General features: G+C 37.6%; 23 protein-coding genes. 21 read left to right on the top strand and 2 right to left on the bottom strand.

Going from position 1 to position 22,910, the window contains the following annotated elements; translation table 11 throughout:
• The first annotated feature begins 568 nt into the window (after window positions 1–568).
• From LC091_RS08995 to LC091_RS08930, 14 genes are all read left to right on the top strand, one after another.
• Entirely contained in the window at window positions 569–1,198 is a 630-nt protein-coding gene (locus tag LC091_RS08995; protein ID WP_226681681.1) for an HD domain-containing protein, read from the top strand.
• 4 nt (window positions 1,199–1,202) lie between these two features.
• Complete coding sequence (locus LC091_RS08990) at window positions 1,203–3,110, top strand: ABC-F family ATP-binding cassette domain-containing protein (protein ID WP_226681680.1); 1,908 nt, start codon at window positions 1,203–1,205, stop codon at window positions 3,108–3,110.
• Window positions 3,111–3,131: 21 nt separating this feature from the next.
• Window positions 3,132–4,253: a conserved virulence factor C family protein gene (locus LC091_RS08985; protein ID WP_226681679.1), complete on the top strand. Its 1,122-nt coding sequence runs from the start codon at window positions 3,132–3,134 to the stop codon at window positions 4,251–4,253.
• Between the two features lie 174 nt (window positions 4,254–4,427).
• Window positions 4,428–4,862, top strand: a complete 435-nt coding sequence (locus LC091_RS08980) for a BrxA/BrxB family bacilliredoxin (RefSeq protein ID WP_226681678.1) — start codon at window positions 4,428–4,430, stop codon at window positions 4,860–4,862.
• Between the two features lie 58 nt (window positions 4,863–4,920).
• Entirely contained in the window at window positions 4,921–5,694 is a 774-nt protein-coding gene (locus tag LC091_RS08975) for a class I SAM-dependent methyltransferase (RefSeq protein ID WP_226681677.1), read from the top strand.
• 404 nt (window positions 5,695–6,098) lie between these two features.
• Window positions 6,099–6,680 (top strand): YpjP family protein, encoded by a 582-nt coding sequence (locus LC091_RS08970; RefSeq protein WP_226681699.1) that lies wholly within the window; start codon window positions 6,099–6,101, stop codon window positions 6,678–6,680.
• A 19-nt stretch (window positions 6,681–6,699) separates the two neighbouring features.
• Window positions 6,700–7,230, top strand: a complete 531-nt coding sequence (locus LC091_RS08965; RefSeq protein ID WP_223489464.1) for a phosphatidylglycerophosphatase A family protein — start codon at window positions 6,700–6,702, stop codon at window positions 7,228–7,230.
• Between the two features lie 516 nt (window positions 7,231–7,746).
• On the top strand, window positions 7,747–8,496 hold the full coding sequence (locus tag LC091_RS08960; protein WP_226681676.1) for an anthrax toxin lethal factor-related metalloendopeptidase: 750 nt from the start codon (window positions 7,747–7,749) through the stop codon (window positions 8,494–8,496).
• A gap of 103 nt (window positions 8,497–8,599) precedes the next feature.
• Window positions 8,600–9,394, top strand: coding sequence for a thymidylate synthase (locus LC091_RS08955; protein WP_226681675.1), 795 nt, complete (start codon window positions 8,600–8,602; stop codon window positions 9,392–9,394).
• The gene (locus LC091_RS08950; RefSeq protein ID WP_226681674.1) at window positions 9,391–9,873 is read left to right on the top strand and encodes a dihydrofolate reductase; all 483 of its coding nucleotides are present in this window, start codon (window positions 9,391–9,393) and stop codon (window positions 9,871–9,873) included. The genes LC091_RS08955 and LC091_RS08950 overlap by 4 nt, the downstream gene beginning before the upstream one ends.
• 36 nt (window positions 9,874–9,909) lie before the next feature.
• Window positions 9,910–10,617 (top strand): lysophospholipid acyltransferase family protein, encoded by a 708-nt coding sequence (locus tag LC091_RS08945; RefSeq protein ID WP_226681673.1) that lies wholly within the window; start codon window positions 9,910–9,912, stop codon window positions 10,615–10,617.
• A 78-nt stretch (window positions 10,618–10,695) separates the two neighbouring features.
• Window positions 10,696–11,361, top strand: a complete 666-nt coding sequence (locus LC091_RS08940) for an SOS response-associated peptidase (protein ID WP_226681672.1) — start codon at window positions 10,696–10,698, stop codon at window positions 11,359–11,361.
• A gap of 91 nt (window positions 11,362–11,452) precedes the next feature.
• On the top strand, window positions 11,453–11,704 hold the full coding sequence (locus LC091_RS08935) for a DUF2535 family protein (RefSeq protein ID WP_226681671.1): 252 nt from the start codon (window positions 11,453–11,455) through the stop codon (window positions 11,702–11,704).
• 122 nt (window positions 11,705–11,826) lie between these two features.
• Window positions 11,827–12,669 carry a DegV family protein gene (locus LC091_RS08930; RefSeq protein WP_226681670.1) on the top strand — a complete coding sequence of 281 codons (843 nt, stop codon included), beginning with the start codon at window positions 11,827–11,829 and terminating at the stop codon, window positions 12,667–12,669.
• A 45-nt stretch (window positions 12,670–12,714) separates the two neighbouring features.
• Here LC091_RS08930 and LC091_RS08925 read toward each other — a convergent pair whose 3' ends face one another.
• Window positions 12,715–13,230 (bottom strand): PCYCGC domain-containing protein, encoded by a 516-nt coding sequence (locus LC091_RS08925; protein WP_226681669.1) that lies wholly within the window; start codon window positions 13,228–13,230, stop codon window positions 12,715–12,717.
• A gap of 124 nt (window positions 13,231–13,354) precedes the next feature.
• Window positions 13,355–13,615: a hypothetical protein gene (locus LC091_RS08920; protein WP_226681668.1), complete on the bottom strand. Its 261-nt coding sequence runs from the start codon at window positions 13,613–13,615 to the stop codon at window positions 13,355–13,357.
• 132 nt (window positions 13,616–13,747) lie between these two features.
• Between LC091_RS08920 and LC091_RS08915 the strand changes: the two genes are divergently transcribed.
• The 7 genes from LC091_RS08915 to LC091_RS08885 all read left to right on the top strand — a co-directional run bounded on the left by LC091_RS08915 (window position 13,748) and on the right by LC091_RS08885 (window position 22,889).
• Window positions 13,748–14,728, top strand: a complete 981-nt coding sequence (locus tag LC091_RS08915) for a nucleoside hydrolase (protein ID WP_226681667.1) — start codon at window positions 13,748–13,750, stop codon at window positions 14,726–14,728.
• Between the two features lie 108 nt (window positions 14,729–14,836).
• Entirely contained in the window at window positions 14,837–16,309 is a 1,473-nt protein-coding gene (locus tag LC091_RS08910) for a spore germination protein (protein WP_226681666.1), read from the top strand.
• A 9-nt stretch (window positions 16,310–16,318) separates the two neighbouring features.
• Window positions 16,319–17,425, top strand: coding sequence for a GerAB/ArcD/ProY family transporter (locus LC091_RS08905; RefSeq protein ID WP_226681665.1), 1,107 nt, complete (start codon window positions 16,319–16,321; stop codon window positions 17,423–17,425).
• The gene (locus LC091_RS08900; RefSeq protein ID WP_226681664.1) at window positions 17,422–18,546 is read left to right on the top strand and encodes a Ger(x)C family spore germination protein; all 1,125 of its coding nucleotides are present in this window, start codon (window positions 17,422–17,424) and stop codon (window positions 18,544–18,546) included. The genes LC091_RS08905 and LC091_RS08900 overlap by 4 nt, the downstream gene beginning before the upstream one ends.
• Window positions 18,547–18,673: 127 nt before the next feature.
• Window positions 18,674–21,115, top strand: coding sequence for a hypothetical protein (locus LC091_RS08895; protein WP_226681663.1), 2,442 nt, complete (start codon window positions 18,674–18,676; stop codon window positions 21,113–21,115).
• The gene (locus LC091_RS08890; protein WP_226681662.1) at window positions 21,112–22,044 is read left to right on the top strand and encodes an ABC transporter ATP-binding protein; all 933 of its coding nucleotides are present in this window, start codon (window positions 21,112–21,114) and stop codon (window positions 22,042–22,044) included. The genes LC091_RS08895 and LC091_RS08890 overlap by 4 nt, the downstream gene beginning before the upstream one ends.
• Window positions 22,044–22,889 carry an ABC transporter permease gene (locus tag LC091_RS08885; RefSeq protein ID WP_226681661.1) on the top strand — a complete coding sequence of 282 codons (846 nt, stop codon included), beginning with the start codon at window positions 22,044–22,046 and terminating at the stop codon, window positions 22,887–22,889. The genes LC091_RS08890 and LC091_RS08885 overlap by 1 nt, the downstream gene beginning before the upstream one ends.
• Window positions 22,890–22,910 lie beyond the last annotated feature (21 nt).

Genomic DNA, 22,910 nt, shown 5'->3' with positions numbered 1-22,910 from the left:
AACTAGCTCCTTCCGTAATGTAGCTCTGATTTGGTTTGTTTTTTTCAGTAAACATTCTAACCAAATTAACCTACGATTTTACGAGTAAGGAGCTAGTTTCGTTCATGATAACTCGGCTTGCGCCTGTGGGGTCTCACCTGTCCCTTCCTCCCGCGGGCGTCTACGCGCCTTCCACTCCAATCAACAAAGTGATCTCATTTGTTGAGAGGTTTAGAAAAAAGCATTTTATAAGAGTTAACTGATGAAGTATTAACATTTAGCTCCAATAATTTCTAGCTGTAGATTGGAGCAAATGGCAAAGACTCCAGCGGGGGAGTAACGGTAGATTGAGACCCCGCAACGAAGTGAGGAGGCTCAAGCACCGTCCCGCGGAAAGCGAAGCCATTTGCGGAAATCAACAGCGGTGTACAACCAATAACTAAAATAAAAATGAAGACTCAGCCCATTTTATGAAAGTAATAACCCATATGTTACACTTAAGACATGACATCCATTGCGAAATGGTATAGATATTGACTTTAACATGTTAAAATGAAGAGGAATCAAATCAAAAAGGGAGTTACATTTAGTGATACATAAAGTAGAAGAATACGTAGAGAGTATTTTCAACAACGACAGTACAGGACATGACTGGTTTCATATCCAAAGAGTCAGAAGACTTGCCTTACATATTGGCCAAGAAGAAAAAGCCAACCTTTTAATGGTGGAAATTATAGCACTTTTGCATGATGTACTAGATGACAAAATAACTGCAAACAAGGACAAGGCCAAAGAAGAAATAGCCGCACTCTTGTCTGAACTGCCATTAACCAAATTACATATAGATGAAATTCTTTATACAATAGAAAACATTGGATTCAAAGGTGGCAATGGGATAGTCCTAGAATCGCTTGAGGGGAAAATTGTCCAAGATGCGGACAGACTGGATGCATTAGGTGCTATCGGGGCTGCTCGTACTTTCATGTACTCAGGAGCAAAAGGACAGGCGATGTATGATCCACGAATAGAGGCCAGAACAAATATGACCTATGAGCAGTATCGTGGTGAAAAATCTACCGCTATTAATCACTTCCATGAAAAGTTGTTTCTATTAAAAGATACACTTCAAACGGAAGAAGCGAAAAAGATAGCGTTAGAACGTCATGAATTCATGACGAAATTTGTAGATCAATTTATGAAAGAATGGAATGAGATATAACAAGATGAAAATGTTGATTGGGGAAGATTTATCAAAAACATATGTGGAAAAAGTCCTGCTCGGTAATGCTTCTTTCAGTATACAAGAAAAAGAAAGAGTCGGTCTTATAGGTGTAAATGGTACCGGGAAATCAACCTTATTAAAGATCATTGCTGGACAAGAAACACCTGATGCAGGAACCATCACTACTTCTAATGACTATACAATTGGATTTCTGTCTCAACAGCCCGAATTGAATGAGTCTTTTTCCGTGATGGAACAAATTTTTAGCAAAGAGTCTAATACAAACAATGTTATTAGACAATATGAAAAGTGCTTATTGCAAATCCAAGCTGACCCTCTAAATGAAACACTTCAGGATCAACTTGCTAAACTGCAATCACAAATGGACCAACTTCAAGCATGGGATGCAAGCTCAAATGCTAAGGCCATACTCAATAAACTTGGCATTACGGATCCCAACCAACAAATATCTAACCTCTCGGGCGGTCAGAAAAAACGTGTCGCCTTATCTCAAACATTAGTGGAAGCAGCTGATCTACTTATTTTAGATGAGCCTACCAACCATCTTGATTTTGAGGCTATTGAATGGCTCGAAGACTATCTTGGTAAATACCAAGGAGCGGTACTACTTGTAACGCATGACCGCTATTTTCTTGATAAGGTAACAAATAAAATATTTGAATTGCATAACGGATCCATTTATACTTATTCGGGAAATTATGGAGATTACTTGGAAGCAAAAGCAATCAGGCAGGAAGAAGAGCTAAAAGTGGAAGCAAAACAGAAAAGCCTTTACCGTCAAGAGTTAGAATGGATGCGAAAAGGAGCTAAAGCCAGAACAACAAAACAAAAAGCAAGAATTAAGCGTTTTGAGGATTTGGATGAGAAAGTTTCCTCTTCAACGTCTGCAGGTGAATTAGAACTTCTAACTGGCTCTGCGAGACTTGGAAAAAAAGTCATGGAAATAGAAGATGTTTCACTTCAATTTGGAAGCAAGGTAATTTTAAAAAATGTTAGCTTATTGATTAAGCAGAAAGATAGAGTGGGGATTGTCGGACCAAATGGAGTTGGGAAGTCTACTCTCTTAAATATCTTTGCTCAAAAAATTTCACCTGACCAAGGGAAAGTGGATGTAGGATTGACGGTTAAACTTGGTTACTACACCCAAGAGCAGCAGGAAATGAATCTTGACCAAAGAATGATAGAATATATTAAAGAGGAAGCTGAAGTAATTAAAGGCGAAGACGGGCAACACATCAGTGCTTCACAGTTACTCGAGCGCTTTCTTTTTCCTCCGCATTCCCACGGTACTCCGATACGCAAGCTTTCAGGGGGAGAAAGAAAAAGGTTATACTTATTAAGAATACTCATGTCCCAGCCAAATGTATTGCTCCTTGATGAACCGACAAATGATTTGGATACGGAGACATTGACCATTTTAGAAGGATATTTGGAAGAATTCCCTGGTGTTGTAATAACAGTTTCCCATGATCGATATTTTTTAGATAAAGTCGTAGATGAACTGTTTATCCTTGAAGGTGACGGAAATGTAAAAAGGATTTTTGGCGAATACTCAGACTATGTTCAAGATCAACAACTAAAGCGTAAAGAGCAAAAACAGATAGAGCAAGCAAGAAAAGAAACACAGACTGCATCACGACAAAAGCATAAAACCTTGAAATTGACTTACCAGGAGCAAAAAGACTGGGAGACGATAGAAGAACGAATTATGGAGCTTGAGGAAAAGCTTGAAACCATCGAGACAAAGATTGCAAATGCAGGAAGCGACTATGAAAAGGTCAGCAAGTGGCTTTCAGAACAAGACCAAAACAACCAATTGTTGGAAGAGGCAATGAACAGATGGGAAGAACTATCTGAAAAAGTAGAAAAAATTAAAGAGCAATCATAAGTAATGAAGGGGTGTTTTTTCTTGAATATACAATCTATTGAACCAACTCCAAGTCCTAATACCATGAAAGTTATACTTAGTGAGGAATTGCCGGCAGGTTCAAGAAACAATTATACAAAGGACAACAGCGATCAGGCACCTGAAATCATCCAGGACATACTGGGAATAGAAGGTGTAAAAGGGGTTTATCACGTAGCGGATTTCCTGGCCGTAGAAAGAAATGCCCGCTTTGATTGGAAAGGTATTCTTTCAGAAGTAAGGGCTGCTTTTGGAGAAACGGAAGAAAATCAAGACACAGAAGATCAAAGGTCACTAGAAGGTTTTGGAGAAGTGAAAGTCTTTGTTCAAATGTTCCAAGGAATTCCTATGCAAGTGAAACTAACGGACGGCGATCAGGAAAAGCGTGTTGGGTTACCCGAAAGGTTCATGAAAGCAATTCTTTCCGTACAAGAAAAGCAAGATAATGTGGTGCTTGAACGTGAATGGAAGGAACATGGTGTCCGCTATGGTGATTTGGAGGCTGTTGGGGTAGAGATAGTGGAAGAGCTTTCTGCCACATTTACAGACGAACGTTTAGAAAAAATGTTAAATCAAGAAGATAATAAGGATAAATCGAATACAATAAAATCGAAAGAACGTTATAAAGTGACAGCTGATATGCTAGATGACCCTGATTGGTCTAAACGCTTTGCTGCTCTTGATCAAATGGATCCAAAGCCAGAGGATATTCCTGTTCTGGCTAAGGCATTAGAAGATGAAAAAGGATCTATACGCAGGTTGGCAACGGTTTATTTTGGAATGCTTGAAGAATCAGACATTTTACCATACTTGTCCAAAGCATTGAAAGATAAATCTGTTACAGTTAGAAGAACAGCTGGAGACTGTATGTCAGACCTTGGTGATAAAGCAGCGATGCCAGCTATGATAGAAGCATTGAAAGATAAAAACAAATTAGTTCGTTGGAGAGCTGCCATGTTCCTATACGAAGTTGGTGACGAATCTGCGCTTCCTGCACTCCGAGAAGCAGATAACGACCCAGAATTTGAAGTAAGCATGCAAGTAAAAATGGCCATCCAACGCATAGAAGGCGGAGAAGAAGCAAAAGGCTCTGTCTGGAAACAAATGACCGAAAGAAATAACTAAGTAATTTTTGTACCATAGCGGTTGATTGGAGCAAAAGGTGAAGACTCCTGAGGGAGATAGCGCTAGGTGGAGACCCCGCAACGAAGTGAGGAGGCTCCACCAGCGCCCCTAGGAAAGCGAAGCCATTTGCGGAAATCAACTGCGGTGTACGAGTCATAAAAGGAGGAAATTAACATGTCGATGGCATATGAAGAATATATGAAACAAATAGTAAAACCGATGAGAGATGAACTAACAAGAGCAGGATTTCAAGAACTAACAACAAGCGATGAAGTCGAGGAATACTTCAATAAGGTAGAAGGAACAACACTAGTAGTAGTGAACTCCGTTTGCGGTTGTGCAGCAGGATTGGCGCGCCCAGCAGCGACTCAAAGCATTATCCAAGCCGACAAAACACCAGATCATCTTGTAACGGTTTTCGCTGGCCAAGATAAAGAAGCTACTTCTAAGATGAGGGAAATATTCGGTGATATCCCGCCATCTTCCCCTTCCATGGCGCTATTAAAAGGGAACGAAGTCGTACACTTCATCCATCGCCATGATATTGAATCCAACACAATGGAAAACATCATGACCAACCTTCAAGGAGCTTTTCATCAATACTGTTAATTGGCAAGGATGTGTGTAGGTATGAAACTACGCACATCCTTTTATAAAGGAGAAAATTATGATTGTAACCACCGCGGGGAGAACTAATGAAGAAATGATTCAAACTGCAAAGCAAATTGCACAAGACCTTGGGTGTATGTACATACAAAGAAATAAAAAATCAATTCTTTCTTTATCAAAAGAATATAATCAAGATGTCTTAGTAATAGGGAAAGACCGTTATGAATGGTATGGGGAGAATGCTACAGAACCTGTTTTCTTTCATCCAAATACCGCCGGCTTTCGAGTTAAAAGATGGCTGCAAGGAGAAACAGAGCCATTTTTAGAAGCAACAGCTTTAGTAGAAGGAATGAGTTTTCTTGATTGCACACTTGGGCTCGCATCTGACAGTATCATGGCAAGCTTGGCAACAGGGGAAAAGGGAAAAGTTTGGGGCATTGAGGGAAATGAGGTTCTAGCTTATCTTGTGAAAAAAGGGCTCTCAGCATGGGAATCAGAAAATAGTATGGTAAACGACGCAATGAGACGCATCGAAGTATTACAGGCCATGCATCAAGATTTTCTATCAGCCCTGCAAGATGATAGCTTTGATGTTGTGTACTTTGACCCTATGTTTGATATAGAGATTCAAGAATCTAATGGGATAGCTCCCCTTAGAAACATAGCAGTAAAAGAAGCATTTAATAAACAGACACTTGTAGAAGCGATGAGGGTTGCCAAAAAGAGAGTTGTATTAAAAGATCACTGGCAAAGCGAAAAGTTTGCTCAATATGGATTTACCGTCATGAAACGAAAAACAGCAAAGTTCCATTTTGGCTATATAGAATGTTAGTTAGTTATTATATAAAAAAACTCGTGTTGAGCATAATCTCAACACGAGTTTTTATTTTCATCACATCAGTCAGCAAAACATAAATAAATTAATGCACCTAAAGTAACAAAGCTTGATACCAAAATCGCAATATCTGCCATGATATTAACCTCCAATATGTACTATTCATTAATATTAACAAAAAAACACAAATAAATGAATCATTTTGTAAATCATTTTTACTAATTTCAAGCGATTATTACTGATTCCGTAACAAACAACAACTGGATGAAAGACGTGCAAGGTGCGAAATGAAAAGTTAACATATAATTGATAAAATTTTCTTACTTTTGTGATATACTAGTTTTACATAATAATAGAGAAAATAATAGAATGGGGTTTAACAGATGGAAAGGAAGACTGTCATGCCGAAATGGCTCAAGAAATCGTTAGTCGTATTAATTACAGCGCTCACGTTCGGTACAGTATCACCACCTGCCTATTTGACGATAGACGATCAAAAGGATGATTCGTCGTTTGGCGATGTAACAAACAAAGATTTTTCAAATGAATTTATAGAACCCTTTGAACAAGGGATGTCCAAGGATTCATTCCTGTCTTTAGCAACCGAACAGGCTGAACTACAAAGCTTTGCAAAATTCGGCTCAAGAATTGGACCTAAAATACAAGATGAATTTAAAGATGTTATTTTCCCGAAAATGGAACAAGTGTTGCAAGATCTTGCAGAAGAGCATCCTGAAGAGGAACTCAGTAATTTAACTATTTCTGAAAACCCGACAGGCGGAGATAGCGAAAAGATCTTTCACATTTATCATGCAATAACAGGAAAAGACCTCATTCGTTTTCATGTAAGGAAGGATCGTCCGCCACTTGATGGGTATTATTTTAACTTTCATTATCATACCTATCATGATGATTTTAATGGGCACCATGCTTTAGGATCTATTTTCTGGGCGAAGAACACACCACCTAAATGGTTGAGCTAAAGAGAAAGAGGGGGGCCAAATGAGAAAATACACGTTAAAAGAGATGAGAGAAACAACAAAAAAGATGTTAGAAGACAGAGGCGTCACTATACAGGATATCGCCGAAATCGTTCTTCTTCTTCAAAAAAAGTATATAAGTAATGTCACTCTCGAAGATTGTGTACATAACGTCGAGAAGGTCTTGGAGAAAAGGGAAATAGTTCATGCAGTTTTAACAGGGCTGTCTCTTGATATTCTAGCAGAAAAAAAACTGCTTCCAGATCCTCTTCAATATCTGGTTGAAACAGACGAACCCTTATATGGGATAGACGAAATCATCCCTTTATCGATTGTAAACGTGTATGGTTCCATTGGATTGACAAACTTTGGCTTTCTCGATAAAGAGAAATTTGGAATCATCAAGAGATTGGACGAACACGAAGGGGAAGAAGTTCATACCTTTATGGATGACATAGTTTGTGCTCTTGCAGCAGCGGCAGCAAGTCGGATTGCCCACAGATCCAGAGACATTGAAGAAGCTGAATTAAGCGAAGAAGAAGTAATCGTATAAGCGAACTCGTGAAAAGAGTGGTTCTGTTACAGAATTGCTCTTTTTTCTTGTTGTTTAAGAAATTATTAAATAATTGTAGGGTAGATAGTCTCCATGAAGTCTTCATCATCGTAATTAAGACCTCAGTGACGGTGAATAAGGAGTACAAAAGTCTTCATCGCTGTTATGAAGACTCGGGTGACGGTAAAAAAGGAGAAGAGAAGTCTTCATCACCGTTATGAAGACCTGAGTGACGAGAAAAAAGGAGAAGAGAAGTCCTCATCGCGGGTATGAAGACCTGAGTGACGAGAAAGAAGGAGAAGAGAAGTCCTCATCGCCATGATGAAGACTTTACCCGAAGATAAGTGCTTTTTTGTTAAGTAAGATGGAAAAAATTAATCACACATATTAAGAAGAGATTACAAAAATGTCATTCCAATTAAAGCCTCAGATGTTATAATACTAGTATAATAGAATTGAATTTTCTGATAAATTAACACTCAACAAGAACAGGACAACTAGTGAAGGTGAACAAAGATGAAGAAACGTTTATTTGCTATAGTACTATTGATTACCATAACAATAATCCCAATATATTGGAAAGCCTATGCCAGCTTGGACGCTATCTCGCTTCAACAGTATAGATCTTCTGAAATGGATACCCACCTTAGTGATATAACTAACCGAGAATCTTTAAATCAACTTATCTATCTTCCTCCAGGTAATTTTTCTGAAGAAGAAGCGGCAATTATGATCCATCATATTTCCCATATACCGTCCCACATACTAGAAGTATTGGTGCAACAAAATGTTCATTTGTATCTTTTTAATGGGAAACTTACCGAGGTGGAAGGATTTGAACATTTGCATGGGCTAAAGCCTAGGGGATATAGTGAAAAGGGCTCTAACTGGGAAGATGTTCCAGGAATTGGAGGTTCTAAGCTTGTACTGGCGAAAATCGGTCACAGCAAAAACGGGATGGGGCATGGTTCTGTAAATTTAGAACTTCATGAACTTGCACATTCTATTGACCATTATGTCTTAGGTAATGTTCGTTATAACGAGACTTTTATTAAAGCTTGGAAAAGTGAGGTTTCTTCCTTATTTCCAAATAGAAACTATTTTCACACATTCCCAGAAGAATATTTCGCAGAGACGTTTGCCATGTACTATTTAAATGATGTGTCTAGATTCGAATTGGCTAAACGAGCACCACACACATTTTTATTTTTTCAAAACATGGAAAAACTTCCGGTAACCAGAAACCTTATATCCAACACTTATTAGAAAAGCATTCCTAGGAATGTTTTTTCTTTTTGCCTTAGTAGTAAATTCGTATTTTATGATAGAATGTACTAAGAATAAAGACAGTCCAAGAGGTGAAGAGAGAATGAAACAATATCTGGATTTATGCAAACATATATTACATAACGGCACTGAGAAAGAAGACCGGACAGGCACGGGAACAATTAGCACTTTTGGCTATCAAATGAGATTTGATCTCCAAGAAGGGTTTCCATTGGTAACAACCAAAAAACTACACTTGAAATCAATTATTCATGAATTACTGTGGTTCTTAAAAGGAGATACAAATATAAAATATTTGCAAGAAAATGGCGTAAGAATCTGGAATGAATGGGCAGATGAAAACGGAGACCTAGGCCCGGTATATGGATATCAATGGAGGTCATGGCCAACACCAGATGGAGAGAGCATCGATCAAATAGCCAACCTGATTGAACAAATTAAACATAACCCAGATTCAAGAAGACTGATCGTCTCTGCTTGGAATGTGGCGAATGTCGACTCTATGGCATTACCGCCTTGTCACACCATGTTTCAATTTTACGTAGCTAACGGTAAATTATCTTGTCAATTATATCAAAGGTCGGCAGATGTATTCCTAGGCGTTCCTTTTAATATTGCTTCCTATGCGTTACTCACCATGATGGTCGCGCAAGTATGTGACTTAGAGCCAGGTGAATTCATTCATACTCTAGGTGATGCACATATTTATTCCAACCATATTGAACAAGTTAATTTACAATTAGAGCGTGAACCAAAAAAACTACCGAAAATGAAATTAAACAAAGAAGTAACATCTATTTTTGATTTCAAATATGAAGATTTTACACTTGTGGATTATGAAGCACACCCTCATATTAAAGGGGTCGTCAGTGTATGATATCCATTATTGTAGCTACAGATAGAAACAATTTAATAGGTAAAGACAATGATCTTCCATGGAGAATTCCAGCAGATTTAGCTTACTTTAAAAAGATCACCATGGGCAGCACCATTGTGATGGGGAGGAAGACGTATGAGTCCATCGGAAAACCATTGCCAAATAGAAGGAATATCATTTTATCCAGGCAAGAGTTTCATGCAGATGGTTGTGAAACGTTTCATTCTTTAGAGGAAGTTCAGCGTTTGAATAAAGACGATGAAGAGCTCTTTATTATAGGCGGAGCGCATATTTTTAAGGAAGCACTCCCTATCGCAGACTTATTATATTTAACATATATAGATGAAGAATTTGAAGGAGACACGTATTTTCCAGAAGTAAATGAGCATGATTGGGAATTGATCTCTACCGAAAAAGGTATAAAGGATAAAAAAAATCCTTATGATTATTACTTTAAAAAGTATAAGAGAATAGGTTAATCAGACAAATAGATGTGGTTTTAGGGAGAGAAGGAAATGTTACGTACGATATGGTGGTTTGCTTATTTTTTCGGCTATTTAATTTACAGTTTGCCGACAATTAAAAAAGTCCAAAAAATAGACACTCCGATGACAGTGGAAGAAAAAGATATTCTAATGCATCAAAAGCCCAAACACTGGGCAAAGACTTTGGTGAAACTTACTGGTTCAAAAGTAGAGGTTATTGGCCAAGAGAAAATTCCTCAGGGGCCTGTACTTTTTGTCAGTAACCATCAAGGAAACTTTGATGTGCCCATTTTAATTGGCTTTTTAGAAAAGCCACTTGGTTTCATTTCCAAGGTGGAAGTAAAAAAGATTCCGCTCATACCAAGATGGATGGAAGCAATGAACTGTGTGTTCATCGATCGTAAGGATAGAAGAAAAGCAGTCCAGTCTATAAAAGATGGAATTGCGACTTTGAAAAAGGGACATTCATTGGTCATTTTTCCTGAAGGAACGAGAAGCAAAGGGGACGAAATGGGGGAATTCAAAAAAGGTGGTTTACGTCTGGCAACAGACAGCAAAGTACCCGTTGTTCCTATCACGATTTCAGGATCCTATAAAATAATGGAAGAAAGCAAATTCGGTTTCCGACCTGCTAAAGTCAAAGTAACGGTACACGATCCTATTTATCTGCCACAAGACGAAAAAGTCGACGGCAATCAGTTAGGCATAGAAATTCAAGAGAAAATCAAACAGGGATGACAATTAACTGAAGCCACTACAAAAGTAGTGGTTTTTCTTGTAAAATGAAAACACCAATTTAAAGGAAGTGTTCGAATAATGTGTGGCAGATTTTCCTTAACAACAGAACTACATAAATTAGAAGAACGCTTTTTTCTTGAAAATGCAAACAACCTTGCATATCAAATAAGCTACAATATTGCTCCAGGTCAGCCCATATTGGCTATAGTACAAGGGGAATTCAAAAACAGAGCAGGCTATCTTCACTGGGGGTTGGTGCCGAGTTTTGCTAAAGACAAAAAAATTGGGTACAAAATGATTAATGCCCGTGCAGAAACACTACATGAAAAAGTAAGTTTTAAAAAGTTGTTAGATAGAAAAAGATGTATCATACCAGCAGATGGGTTCTATGAATGGAAAAAGCACAACGGTGAAAAGAAACCCATAAGGTTCACACAAACTAATGATCAGCCTTTCGCATTTGCTGGACTATGGGACCGATGGGTTACTAAGGATGAAGAAATCGTGAGCTGTACATTAGTAACCACAAAGCCAAATAAACTTGTCGAAGGTGTCCATGATAGAATGCCTGTGATATTAAAAGAAGAACATGAAAAAATTTGGCTTTCTAGGCAAGAGCTCACTAGGAGTGAGATAAGCGCTATGTTGCAACCATTTGAGGTCGATCATATGCGAGCTTATGAAGTTTCCACTGTTGTTAACTCTCCAAAAAACAATGGGCCTGAATGTGTAGTGCCTATCTAAATTTGTTCTATTTTGTCTAATGAAAGTTGAGACTTATTTCAATATTTAGGGTATAATAATCATAAACGGGTGAAAAAAGAGGATTGATATTTTGCTATGGAAAAGCCTAGAGTTCACGATTAATGAGGGACAGAAGGTAAAAGTCATTGAAATTCCAGTATTGGAGGACGATAGCACATATCATTTTATGGTTCGAGTCAGATTGGAAAGATTTATAAAAACAATCCTTTCTGAAAAGGAACCAAAGGAAATTTATTCCTTCAAGGATTACTTACGAACAGTGTTGAAATGGCCTGATTATTGTAAAGTTGTCAAAACAGATATATTAAAAAATAATGCTTAAACATACGTTAATATGATAATATTAATACAGGGCCAACACCCTGTATTTTTTTTGTTTAAGTTTGAACAAGCCCTGTGGGAAGGTATAATAGTAAAAAGGATATAATTGGGGAAGTGAATTTAATGACAAATGTAAAGATAGTGACAGATTCGACCGTTGATATTGATCAGTCCATCATTGAAGAACTAAACATAGAAATTGTTCCGTTATCCATTACGATTGACGGGGAATCATACATAGACCGATTTGGAATTAAACCTGATGAATTTATGGATAAAATGAAACATTCTACTGAACTTCCGAAAAGTTCCCAACCAGCTGTGGGTACTTTTGTAGATGTGTACAACCGGTTAGGGGAAGATGGAAGCAAAATTCTATCCATTCATATGACAGGAGGCATGAGTGGGACTGTTGGTTCAGCTGAAAGTGCTGCTGGTATTAGCGAAAGTGATGTTACAGTAGTGGATTCAAGATTCATTTCTTTTGCCTTATCTTTCCAGGTGGTGGCTGCAGCAAAAATGGCCAAAGAAGGTAAGGACCTGCAGGAAATTATGAACAAGCTAGATGAGGTTCGGTCCAATACAGATCTATTCATAATGGTAGATACATTAGACAATTTAGTGAAGGGTGGCCGAATAGGAAGAGGTAAAGCACTGATTGGTTCATTGTTGAATATCAAACCAATCGCTTCCTTGGCAGACGGGGTCTACACGCCGGTTACGAAAGTAAGAAGCCAGTCACAAGTAATTAAGTTTTTCACCAAGCAATTCAAGGAAGATATTGCAGGTAAAGTGGTAAAAGGTGTAGGAATTGCTCATGCCGGATCATTAAAACAAGCACAAGCTTTAAAAGAGGCTCTTTATGAAGCTTCAGGGTTTGAAAATATCCAAATAGCTTATACTACCCCTGTAATTTCGACACATACAGGGCCAGGTGCTATGGCTTTAATGTATTATGCTGAATAGAAAAAAAGGTTACGGAAATGTCGACATTTCCGTAACCTTTTTATATTATCCGTTCTCTGGTTCTGGTGTTGGAGTAGGTGTTGAAAAACCTTCTTTATAGGCCTCGTCAATCATATCCCTAATTTCTTTAACACTCTTTCCTTTGCTATACTCCATTACGGAAGTAGCAGCAATCTCTAAGCATACTCCGCATCTTGTACCATGGTCATCCCATGTAAGTGAACCATTTTCATTATTTTCATACACAAAGCAATTATAACTGCTTTTATGTCCTGCAGAAGTGCCACACCCACAATAACACGGAATATATTCAAGTAATTCCTTATGCTGTGCTGCAGCAGAATAGATAAGTTGCATATCTTCAGGCTTGTCCTTCAGAAAAGAAGGCAGAACTTCCACAGAAGCTGTTTCTTCCCTTAAATCTCCTTGGAAAAATGATGGTTTTTCATTATGATGATGTTGTTCTTCACTATGTTGTGCAGCGTTATTTTGTGTTTCTGTATTGGAACAACCTACGGAAAAAACCAACATACAAGAAACAGTAAATGCCAATTTTTTCATAAAATACACCTCGTTCACATAAACTGTACTACTATACTATATCATAGTGGAGTACAGAAAAATCTAACACAATTGTGAACGAGGGTGAACAGATTTTTTGGGAAAATCCATTATAATAATATTTTTACCAGAATAATAGACCGCCTAAAACGACACCTGTTACGAATGCAAGAGGAACTGCTACCGGATTGTATCCATATCCTCCGTAATATCCACCCCATAATCCCATGCCATATCCATTGAATCTATTTCCGCCCGTTGGTTGAATGTATACATGGCTTGGAGATACTCTTACGATTCGTCCACGATGTGATGAACCGTCACGACATCTTACAGTGACCATTTGTCCTTGGTAACGACGACACTGATTGTAAAATTGAGACATATTTTCTTCCTCCTATCCTAATTAATCACTAGTAGACTATTCGTTCCTAGTCCCTTGTGCCTGTATGTTTGTCTTGGTTTGTCTTAATTCTGGAAAAATATTAGTTTTTCCCTACATATAGGAGGGATACTCTTGAAAAAAAAAGTATTATTGTTTGCCGACTTTGGGATTGATGATATAATGGCGATCATTTATGCCTATTATGAAAAACATGTGGAGATTGTGGGAGTTGTAGCTGAATATGGAAATGTAGACAAAAGTACAGCTATCCGTAATGCTAGATATTTACAAAGGAATACTGGAAGATATGATATCCCCCTTATCGGAGGGGCTGAAAGATCCATGACAGGCGAACCGCCAATATATTACCCTGAAGTTCATGGTCCCGAAGGATTTGGTGGCTATGTTTTACCTGAGGATTTTGAGTCCGAAGACAATATTTTTGAAAACTTTCACCAGATTTATGATATTATCGAAAAATATGATGGTGAACTAACAATGGTCTGTGTGGGGAGACTTACGTCCTTAGCTACTTCCTTTATCCTTTATCCTGAAACAGTGGCAAAAGTAAGTGAGATATATGTGATGGGAGGAGCATTTAATTTTCCCGGGAATGTCACTCCTGTAGCGGAAGCAAATATATTTGGTGACCCATATGCAGCCAACATTGTCATCAATTATGCTAAGAATTTGACCATTTTCCCCCTCAACGTCACTCAAAAAGCTATTTTGACATCAGAAATGGTGAATGAAATCAATCGAATAAATAAGAGTAAAAACAATCAACTTGGATTAATTATAAAACCGATGATGGACTACTATTGGCAATTCTATAAATCACAGATACCCGCTATCCCTGGAGCTCCATTACATGATGTTGTCACATTATGGGGGGTTTTTAATGAAAACGAAATTATGTATGAGATTAAACCGGTCAAGGTTGTGACATCTAAAGGGGCAGCATTTGGGCAAACAATTGGTGATCTTCGTGATTTCGTTCAATTGGCTGAATATCCCGTTCATCGAATTGCGATGGAATTTAATTATAATGCATTTATTAAGCGAGTCGTCGAAGTATTGACATTAGAAATAAACAACCACGAAATCACGTAAGCCTTCCGTTATAGGTCAGGCTTATTTTTTATGTCCATACAATTTCATAAAATCTTTTATTTTGGTAAGCATACAATTATATGGGAGTAAAATGGAAGGGCGGTTAAAATGGAAAGAAAAAATCTGGCAACATATGATATATGTGAACTTCAAGAACACTTTAAAAAGACCTTTCATGATAGTCCAGATTTGTATTTCTATGAGATGAAAAGAAATGATTCTTCTATACTTTTTGTTTATTTGAAAAACCTTGTTGATTTTAATGTGCTAAATCAAACAATATTACCAACCATAATAGATAAAACTGAGGACTGCAATGTGAATTTTGATGAATTGATTTCTCAATTACCAACTACACTATCCTCGTTGACAGGTAAATTAGATGAAGTGACCATAAAATTGTTAGAGGGTTATGTTTTTTTATTCTATCCTATGGCTGATAGAGGTTTATTAATAAACATAGGGAAAAAAGTGGAACGAAGCTTAGAAAAAGCGGAAACTGAATCATTGGTTTTCGGCCCGAAAATTTCCTTTACCGAATCTCTTAGTACAAATATAAGTATTATTAGGCAAAATATAGTTTCGGAAGACCTTTGTACCGAAAAAATGTCGGTGGGGAAAAAGAACGAAACAGAAATAAGATTAGTTTACTTAAAGGGGATGGCAGATGAGGAAATAGTTCAATCGATTAGGGACAAAGTAAATTCATTACAAGTGGATGATATCCTAGATACCTCAGTGCTTGCTCAATTAATTGAAGACAACAGCTACTCCATTTTCCCACAATATGTTCAAACAGAATTGCCAGATAGGGTGACTTACAGTGTGGAAAGAGGAATGGTGGCAATTTTTGTAGACAGAAGTCCTATGGTTTTGCTTGGACCTGCTTCACTTTTTAATTTCTTTGAATCAACAGAAGATGTTTATATGCGTTGGAATATGGGAAGTTTTATTAGATTTTTACGTTATTTAACTATGTTTCTTTCTGTTCTTTTGACTCCAGCATATGTTGCTATCATAACGTATCATTATGAAATGATTCCTTCTACTTTATTGGTCTCACTTGGGGAATCAAGATCAAAAGTACCCTTCACTCCTATTTTTGAAGCTTTATTATTGGAAGTTATGATTGAATTACTTAGAGAAGCAGGTGCAAGACTGCCAACTAAAGTGGGACAAACAATGGGTATTGTAGGAGGGATTGTGTTAGGACAGGCAGCAGTAGAAGCAGGATTCACGAGCAACATACTCATCATTGTCGTAGCATTGAGTGCTCTTGGCTCCTTTACAGCTCCAAGTTATTTAATGGGAACTGCCGTTAGGGTAATAAGGTTTCCAATCTTGATACTAGCGGGAATATGGGGAGGAATTGGTATAAGTTTTGGTTTGTGCTTTTTATTAATTCACTTAATTCGTTTGACAAGCATTGGAGTACCGTATCTTAAACCGATATATCCCTTTAATAAAGAGCATGCAATTAATACTGTTTTTCGTATGCCCATCCATTTGATCAGAAATAATCCGGATAAGAGAGGATTTTTTTCCATTCGTCATCATAAATCTCAAGACATAGATGAATAAGGTGAAGAAATGAAAAGTACTGTGAAGAAAAATTCTGTTGTATTGTCTGCATACTTGGTGTTCTTTATTGTTCATACAAGTCAAAATGGCGTAGGGATTGCTGGTGTACAACGAATAATCTTTCTTGAGGCTGGTCAGGATGCCTGGATTTCTATCATTATAAGCTATTTGGGAATGGCTGTTGTAGTCTATGCAATGTGTTATATTCTCAAGTCATTTGAAACGAAGGATTTATTTCAAATTCATCAGCTGCTTTTTGGAAAGTGGGTTGGGAATGGTTTAAATTTTATAATGGTTCTCTATTTATTAGCTGGCCTTATGTCCATTCTCTTAGGTTATACGGAAATTGTCCAAGCTTGGATTTTTCCAGATTTAAAGACATGGGCGATTGTTTTACTGTTACTATTAATATCCATATATGGCGTATATGGAGGGATAAAAACAATCGTTGGGGTCAGTTTTTTAGGGTTCTTTTTAACAATTTGGCTTATTTTTATGCTTGTAGTTCCTTTGAGATATATGGAATGGACAAATTTTTTACCGTTTATGGAAGCATCTCCAAAAGAAATGCTGATGGGGGCGTACAAGACATCTTTCACGGTTTTAGGGTTGGAGATTTTGTTGTTCGTTTATCCGTATATTCGTGATAAGGAAAGAGTGCATAGATACGCACAATTAGGAGTGTTCTTTACATTTTTGTTGATTTTTTCAGTAACTTTTGTAGCGCTTGGTTATTATAGTGGTGAACAACTTGAAAAAACAATTTGGGCAACATTATCGATGTTTAAGATCGTCCAATTTCCGAATCTAGAGAGATTTGAATTTCTTGCTGTATCCTTATGGCTTGTTATCATTCTTCCTAATACTCTTTTTATGCTGTGGGCAGCTTCAAAAGGATTGAAGAGATTATTTAATGGAAGACAAAAAAGCTACGTTATTATATGTAGTGTATTTGTCTTTATCTGTTCTTGCTTTTTTCAAAAACGCATCCAAATCAATGAGTTTGTTGATATTGTAGGGTTGTTTGGTTTTTATACTATCTTCCTATATCCCCTTGCACTTGCTATTGTAGTATTCTTCCGGAACAAAATGAAAGGCAGGGGTCAACAAATATGAACATGCGAATATGGATTTGTTTATTTATCATCTTAAGTGGCTGTGTCGCTCAAAAACCACTTGAAGAACTCGGTTTAGTGACTGCCGTTGGATATGATTATGAAGGTGGGATGTTGAAAGGGTCTATCATCTATTATGAATTCGATCCTTTGCACCCAAATAATACGAAAATGGTTACCTCTTTAGCGCATACAAGCAAAGGAGTCCGTCAAAAGGAGAATCTTGCTTCGAGTAGAAGATTAGTATCCGGACAACTGAGAGTAGCAATATATGGAGAAGAGTTAGCAAAGGGTGGAATAATTTCCATTATTGATACCTTATCCAGAGATGCGGAAGTAGGAACCATGTCCTATCTTGCAGTAAGCAGACCACAAGCACATGAGTTACTGCAACTCTCTCAGGAATCAGAAGATGTAACAAATGCGGGGACTTTCCTTTATGATTTGATTACCCAAAACGTAGAAGGGGATTCGCTGCTTTCACCGACCTTGCATGAATTTATGCAGAGCTATTACAGTGAGGGACGTGATCCAATTTTACCTTTAGTAAACTTTAAAGAAGATACCATTGTTATAGAAGGAGTATCCTTATTTCAAGAAGATAAAGTTGTCGGTGAATTAGTAAGTAAAGACTTTTTCTTTGTAAAGCTGCTGCTTGACCCATTTGAAGCGGGCAGTACGGAGATCACCCTGCCTAAAGAACAATTACAAGAATATATTCTTACTAGCAACAATAAACAAGCGGAAAGTGTATTTGTTTCCCTAGATCACCTCCGAAGTACTACTGATATTACTTTAGAGGACAAAGACATACCGTCATACTCAATTGAAGTCGATGTGAAAACACGCATGCAAGAGATATCAGAAAACTATGATCTTGGTAATCCTGAAGCCATTAAAAGAATAGAAAAAGTTATTGGACAGGACATGGAAAAACAATTAATGGAGGTATTGGAAAAATGTAAGGAGATGGGTGCTGACCCTATTGGCTTTGGCAATTATTATCGGGCAAAAGTGGGGTATGACTCTTTCAGCAAAGAAGAATGGAAAAAGCTGTACCAGAACGCGGAGTTTAAAGTGAATATTAATGTGGAAATATTGCGAACGGGAGTAATGGACTAAAAGAAGGGGGAAATACCCTTCTTTTTTATTTTTTATATGAATTTGAAACTTTTTCCTAAAGTGTTACGTCTTAGATATAGTTATTTAAAAATATAAAGAGAGATTGTCACATTTAGGGGGAAAAAAAGTGAAAGCATGGTTGTTAGTAAAAAAATGTTTGTTATTGATGGTTATCGGTTTATTTGTATACCCGTCACTGTCGAGTGCGGAAACAAACTTGGAAGTGAAGGTGGAATTTGGTGTTGATAATAAAGTTCAAATGGGCAAGGGGCATCCGATAAAAATTGAATTGGTGAACAAAGGTGATGCAATTAAAGGTGATATCGTCGTATTTTCTAGCCCTACATATAATATGGCCGGAAGTTATGTCATTCCGGTCGAGATAGAAGCAGGAGGTTCCAAAACGTTGGAACTAGCAGTAAAAGGGACTTCTGATCATATGTCCTATAACTACTCCGGGACTCGTAATGACTTTGTCAGTTTTTATGAAGGTGGAGTAGAAAAAGGAAAAGAAGTAAAGCTAAAGGGCAATGCAAATGCTCAACCAAGATATATTGGGGATAACAGAGTTGTACTAGGAGTACTAAGCAATAATCATGATGCAGTGAACTTCTTGAAATTAGTAAAATATCAAAATGAAAGTATGGAATTGTTAAACATCGGTGGTGATAACATCCCCACGGAATCATATGGACTGGAAATGTTTGATATTCTTTTAGTTCATGATTTTCCATTGGCCACACTTACATCTCAGCAGCAACAGGCTATTAAAGACTGGGTAAATAACGGTGGTTCTTTGATGTTTGATACAAAGGTAGGATTAAGTCAAGATTTAGGAGAATTGCATGAATTTCAGCTACTAGACCCGACGAATGAAACATCCCTTTTAAAATTGAATAAGGAAAGTAATTTTCCAGATCTTCCTGTATTCACTGGTAATCAATTAATAGAGGATGCCACTGTTTTGACAAAGGATGGAGATACGCCCATCGCACTTATGATGAATGCAGGCACGGGAACAGTGACCCAAATCACAAGTAACTTGGCTTCCCCTCTTTTTGGAGAGTGGAGTGAAATAAACACGTGGTGGAGTAGTGTGCTTCAAAAAGTTACTTCAAAGAGCCCGAATTATTATAAGGTGCCTGTTATGGAGGAACTATCTCACCAATTAAGCCCAATTGGTGAAGCGTTTCCGGGATCTATCGTTTCGGTTCCACTTTTAATAGGAGCCTTTGCAGTATATTTAATTTTAGTAATTCCAGTATTGTATATTATTTTGAAGAGAACGGACAAACGAGAACAAGCGTGGTGGATCATTCCAACTGTAGCCATCTTGACAAGTATTGCTGTATTCGGAATTGGCGCGAAAGACAGAATATCAGGAACACAAGTAAATGAAGCCAGCATTCTCCTCTTGGACAATGATACACAAACTGCCAGCGGTTATGGAGTAGCCAGCATCCTTACCAATAGTGGCGGAGATTATAAAATGGAGACAGGGGAAGATACTACTCTTTTCCCAATGACATACGGATATAACGACAATTTTGAATTGATGAAGAACTATGCATATGTCAGTTCTTTATCTAAAGGAACAGAGATCACATACAATAATGTAGAGTATTGGTCAACTCGTACAAGTATTGGTAACGTAAATGCCTTGCCACTCGGGAAAATGGAGCATGCCCTTTCTATAAAAGACGGTAAAGTACAGGGGACAATATCCAATCAGATGCAATATGAGTTAAAGGACGCTTTTCTGCTATCAGGACGCGACTCTAAAGCTCTTGGAGATATTAAAGCAGGGGAATCTGTAAATGTGGAATATGAGGTATCTGGGGGCAACATAGCAAATGCTTTGACTGCACCAAGCAGCTCATCTGCTACTAAGGCATTCCCGAATTTCCAAAGTTATTATAATCAGGGACCTGGAGCAAATCAAATTGAAAAAGATGAACTGGAAGACTATAAAAAGTTTCAAATGCTGGATTTACTCGTAAATAGAAAAGATATCTTCTCTATAGCCTCTCAACCTATTCTAGTTGGTTATGTTACAGAAGGGATTATGGGGACAAAAGTAGATGGGAAGTCCGGAAAATCGAATGCATCTCATCTTGTTGTGTTACCAGTTACCATCACTCACTCAGGTGGAGGAAGCTTCAGTTTTACAGAAGAACATTTATCTCCTAAACTAGCAGTGACAGAAGGTGAAACAGGCATGGTTCACCATAACGGACTGGATTTCGGAGAGCCATATGTCTACCTCGGTGGGGGGACTTATGACTTTAGCTACAATCTTCCGGATATGGTGGATATGACAAAAGATGAATTAAAGGAAGTAAAACTAAAACTGCGTACAAGAAACGGAAGTGTAGAGTATTTTATAGTTAACCAGAAGACAGGCGAAGCGGAACTGCTTGAAAATAAATCATCTGTCACGTTAGAGGGAAAACTTTCTGATTATTTCAATGAACAGGGAAGCATAACAGTTCGTGTAACGATACCAAATAATTATGACACAGATATTCAAGTACCGGGCGTACAGGTAGAGGGAGCGGTAAAAGAATGATAGAGACCATTAATCTTACGAAAAAATATGGAAAATTTACAGCGTTGGATTCATTAAATTTAAAGGTAGAAAAAGGAACAGTATTTGGTTTTGTAGGACATAATGGAGCAGGGAAATCTACAACGTTTTCCATACTTTCTACCCTTCTTGCACCTACATCCGGAACTGCTTTTGTAAACGGATATGATGTTACCAAATATCCCAAAATGGTTAGGAAGTATATTGGATATATGCCTGACTTCTTTGGAGTTTATGATCAGTTTAAAACAGATGAATATCTGGACTTTTATGGAGCAAGTTATGGCATTCCCTTGGAAGAAAGGAAGAAGCTGATTCCTCAGCTTCTAGAGCTTGTAAATCTGACAGATAAGAGAGATGCTTACGTAGATGTATTATCAAGGGGGATGAAGCAGCGTCTTTGTCTAGCAAGAGCATTAATACATGACCCAGAAGTATTAATTTTGGATGAACCAGCATCGGGGTTGGATCCAAGGGCTAGAATTGAAATGAGGGAAATATTGAGGGAATTGAAAAGTATGGGCAAAACCATCATGATTTCTTCTCATATCCTGCCAGAACTTGCGGAAATGTGTGATGAAATTGGCGTAATCAACGGTGGTAAGCTTGTTGCTACAGGAAGAGTAGAAGAAATCCACCAACAGTTACAAGCCAATAAAGTATTGAAAGTACTTATACTTAAAGATATTGATAAAGCCATTAAATTTTTCGAGGATATACCTAGTGTTTCAAACATTCAGCTAAGCGAACAACGCGCCAATCTCTTGTCCTTCTCATTTGAAGGTACGGACGAAGAACAAGTTGAATTGCTTAAAAAAGCATTAGATTCCGGTGTGATGATTCTATCGTTAAGCCAAGAAGAATCTAACCTAGAAGATATCTTCTTAGAAATTACAAAGGGTGTGGAATAATGAAAGCTCAACTAATCAACCCCATGTTAAATAAAGAGTTCAAGTTACGCTTCAGGAGTTTCAAAAGCTTCTTGGGAATACTATTCTATCTAGGAGTTTTAGGCTTAATTGCCTTATTCTATATCTATATGGAGACTAGGTTTAATACGATGGGTATGTTCCGAGCAGAAAATAGTAAGAACATGTTCATGATCTTAGCCTTTGTCCAGCTTGCTCTAATTTTCTTTATGACTCCTGGATTGACCGCAGGGATTATCAGCAGTGAGCGGGAAAAACAGACATTAAATATTCTTTTAACAACACAGCAATCTTCAACAAGTATTATTGTTAGCAAGTTGGTGTCATCCCTGTCATTTTTATTATTAATTGTAATATCAAGCTTGCCGTTATATAGCATCGTATTTTTATTTGGTGGGATTTCACCAAAGCTGCTGCTATTGACATTCGGAGTATATTTGCTATCAATGGCTACTTTGGGAAGTATCGGTGTTTTCTTCTCCACTCTTATCCGTAAAACGATTGTAGCGATGGTGTGTACGTACGGTGTTGCCTTTTTCCTTGCCGCTGGGACAGCAATTATTACGATGTTCACAATTAGCTTTACGCAATATGGGGCAACTGGACCACAGGCAAACCCAATCCCATACTTTATTGCGATGTTTAATCCCTTTGGTGTAATGCTTGCACTGTTTGAGCCTGGTGCAGCAATGGAATTGAAGAATGTGACAGGAATAGATATGCACCTTGGTGTGGGGTTAATCATTTCCTATCTCATCATTTCTATTATCTTGATTTTACTTAGTATTAAAAAGTTACGCCCAAATATGAGATCACGAAAAGGGTAGATGACCTATGAAGGAAAACGA

The sequence above is a fragment of the Sutcliffiella horikoshii genome, from assembly GCF_020524325.1.
In the GTDB taxonomy this organism is placed as follows: domain Bacteria; phylum Bacillota; class Bacilli; order Bacillales; family Bacillaceae_I; genus Sutcliffiella_A; species Sutcliffiella_A horikoshii_D.
Note: the sequence above shows the minus strand (reverse complement) of the source record. Positions and strands in the feature narration are given on the sequence as shown.

Coding starts and splice junctions, on each gene's coding strand:
- LC091_RS08990 (WP_226681680.1), top strand. CDS start 1,203: ATGAAAATGTTGATTGGGGAAGATTTATCAAAAACATATGTGGAAAAA.
- LC091_RS08980 (WP_226681678.1), top strand. CDS start 4,428: ATGTCGATGGCATATGAAGAATATATGAAACAAATAGTAAAACCGATG.
- LC091_RS08975 (WP_226681677.1), top strand. CDS start 4,921: ATGATTGTAACCACCGCGGGGAGAACTAATGAAGAAATGATTCAAACT.
- LC091_RS08970 (WP_226681699.1), top strand. CDS start 6,099: ATGCCGAAATGGCTCAAGAAATCGTTAGTCGTATTAATTACAGCGCTC.
- LC091_RS08965 (WP_223489464.1), top strand. CDS start 6,700: ATGAGAAAATACACGTTAAAAGAGATGAGAGAAACAACAAAAAAGATG.
- LC091_RS08960 (WP_226681676.1), top strand. CDS start 7,747: ATGAAGAAACGTTTATTTGCTATAGTACTATTGATTACCATAACAATA.
- LC091_RS08955 (WP_226681675.1), top strand. CDS start 8,600: ATGAAACAATATCTGGATTTATGCAAACATATATTACATAACGGCACT.
- LC091_RS08950 (WP_226681674.1), top strand. CDS start 9,391: ATGATATCCATTATTGTAGCTACAGATAGAAACAATTTAATAGGTAAA.
- LC091_RS08945 (WP_226681673.1), top strand. CDS start 9,910: ATGTTACGTACGATATGGTGGTTTGCTTATTTTTTCGGCTATTTAATT.
- LC091_RS08940 (WP_226681672.1), top strand. CDS start 10,696: ATGTGTGGCAGATTTTCCTTAACAACAGAACTACATAAATTAGAAGAA.
- LC091_RS08930 (WP_226681670.1), top strand. CDS start 11,827: ATGACAAATGTAAAGATAGTGACAGATTCGACCGTTGATATTGATCAG.
- LC091_RS08925 (WP_226681669.1), bottom strand. CDS start 13,230: ATGAAAAAATTGGCATTTACTGTTTCTTGTATGTTGGTTTTTTCCGTA.
- LC091_RS08920 (WP_226681668.1), bottom strand. CDS start 13,615: ATGTCTCAATTTTACAATCAGTGTCGTCGTTACCAAGGACAAATGGTC.
- LC091_RS08910 (WP_226681666.1), top strand. CDS start 14,837: ATGGAAAGAAAAAATCTGGCAACATATGATATATGTGAACTTCAAGAA.
- LC091_RS08905 (WP_226681665.1), top strand. CDS start 16,319: ATGAAAAGTACTGTGAAGAAAAATTCTGTTGTATTGTCTGCATACTTG.
- LC091_RS08900 (WP_226681664.1), top strand. CDS start 17,422: ATGAACATGCGAATATGGATTTGTTTATTTATCATCTTAAGTGGCTGT.
- LC091_RS08890 (WP_226681662.1), top strand. CDS start 21,112: ATGATAGAGACCATTAATCTTACGAAAAAATATGGAAAATTTACAGCG.
- LC091_RS08885 (WP_226681661.1), top strand. CDS start 22,044: ATGAAAGCTCAACTAATCAACCCCATGTTAAATAAAGAGTTCAAGTTA.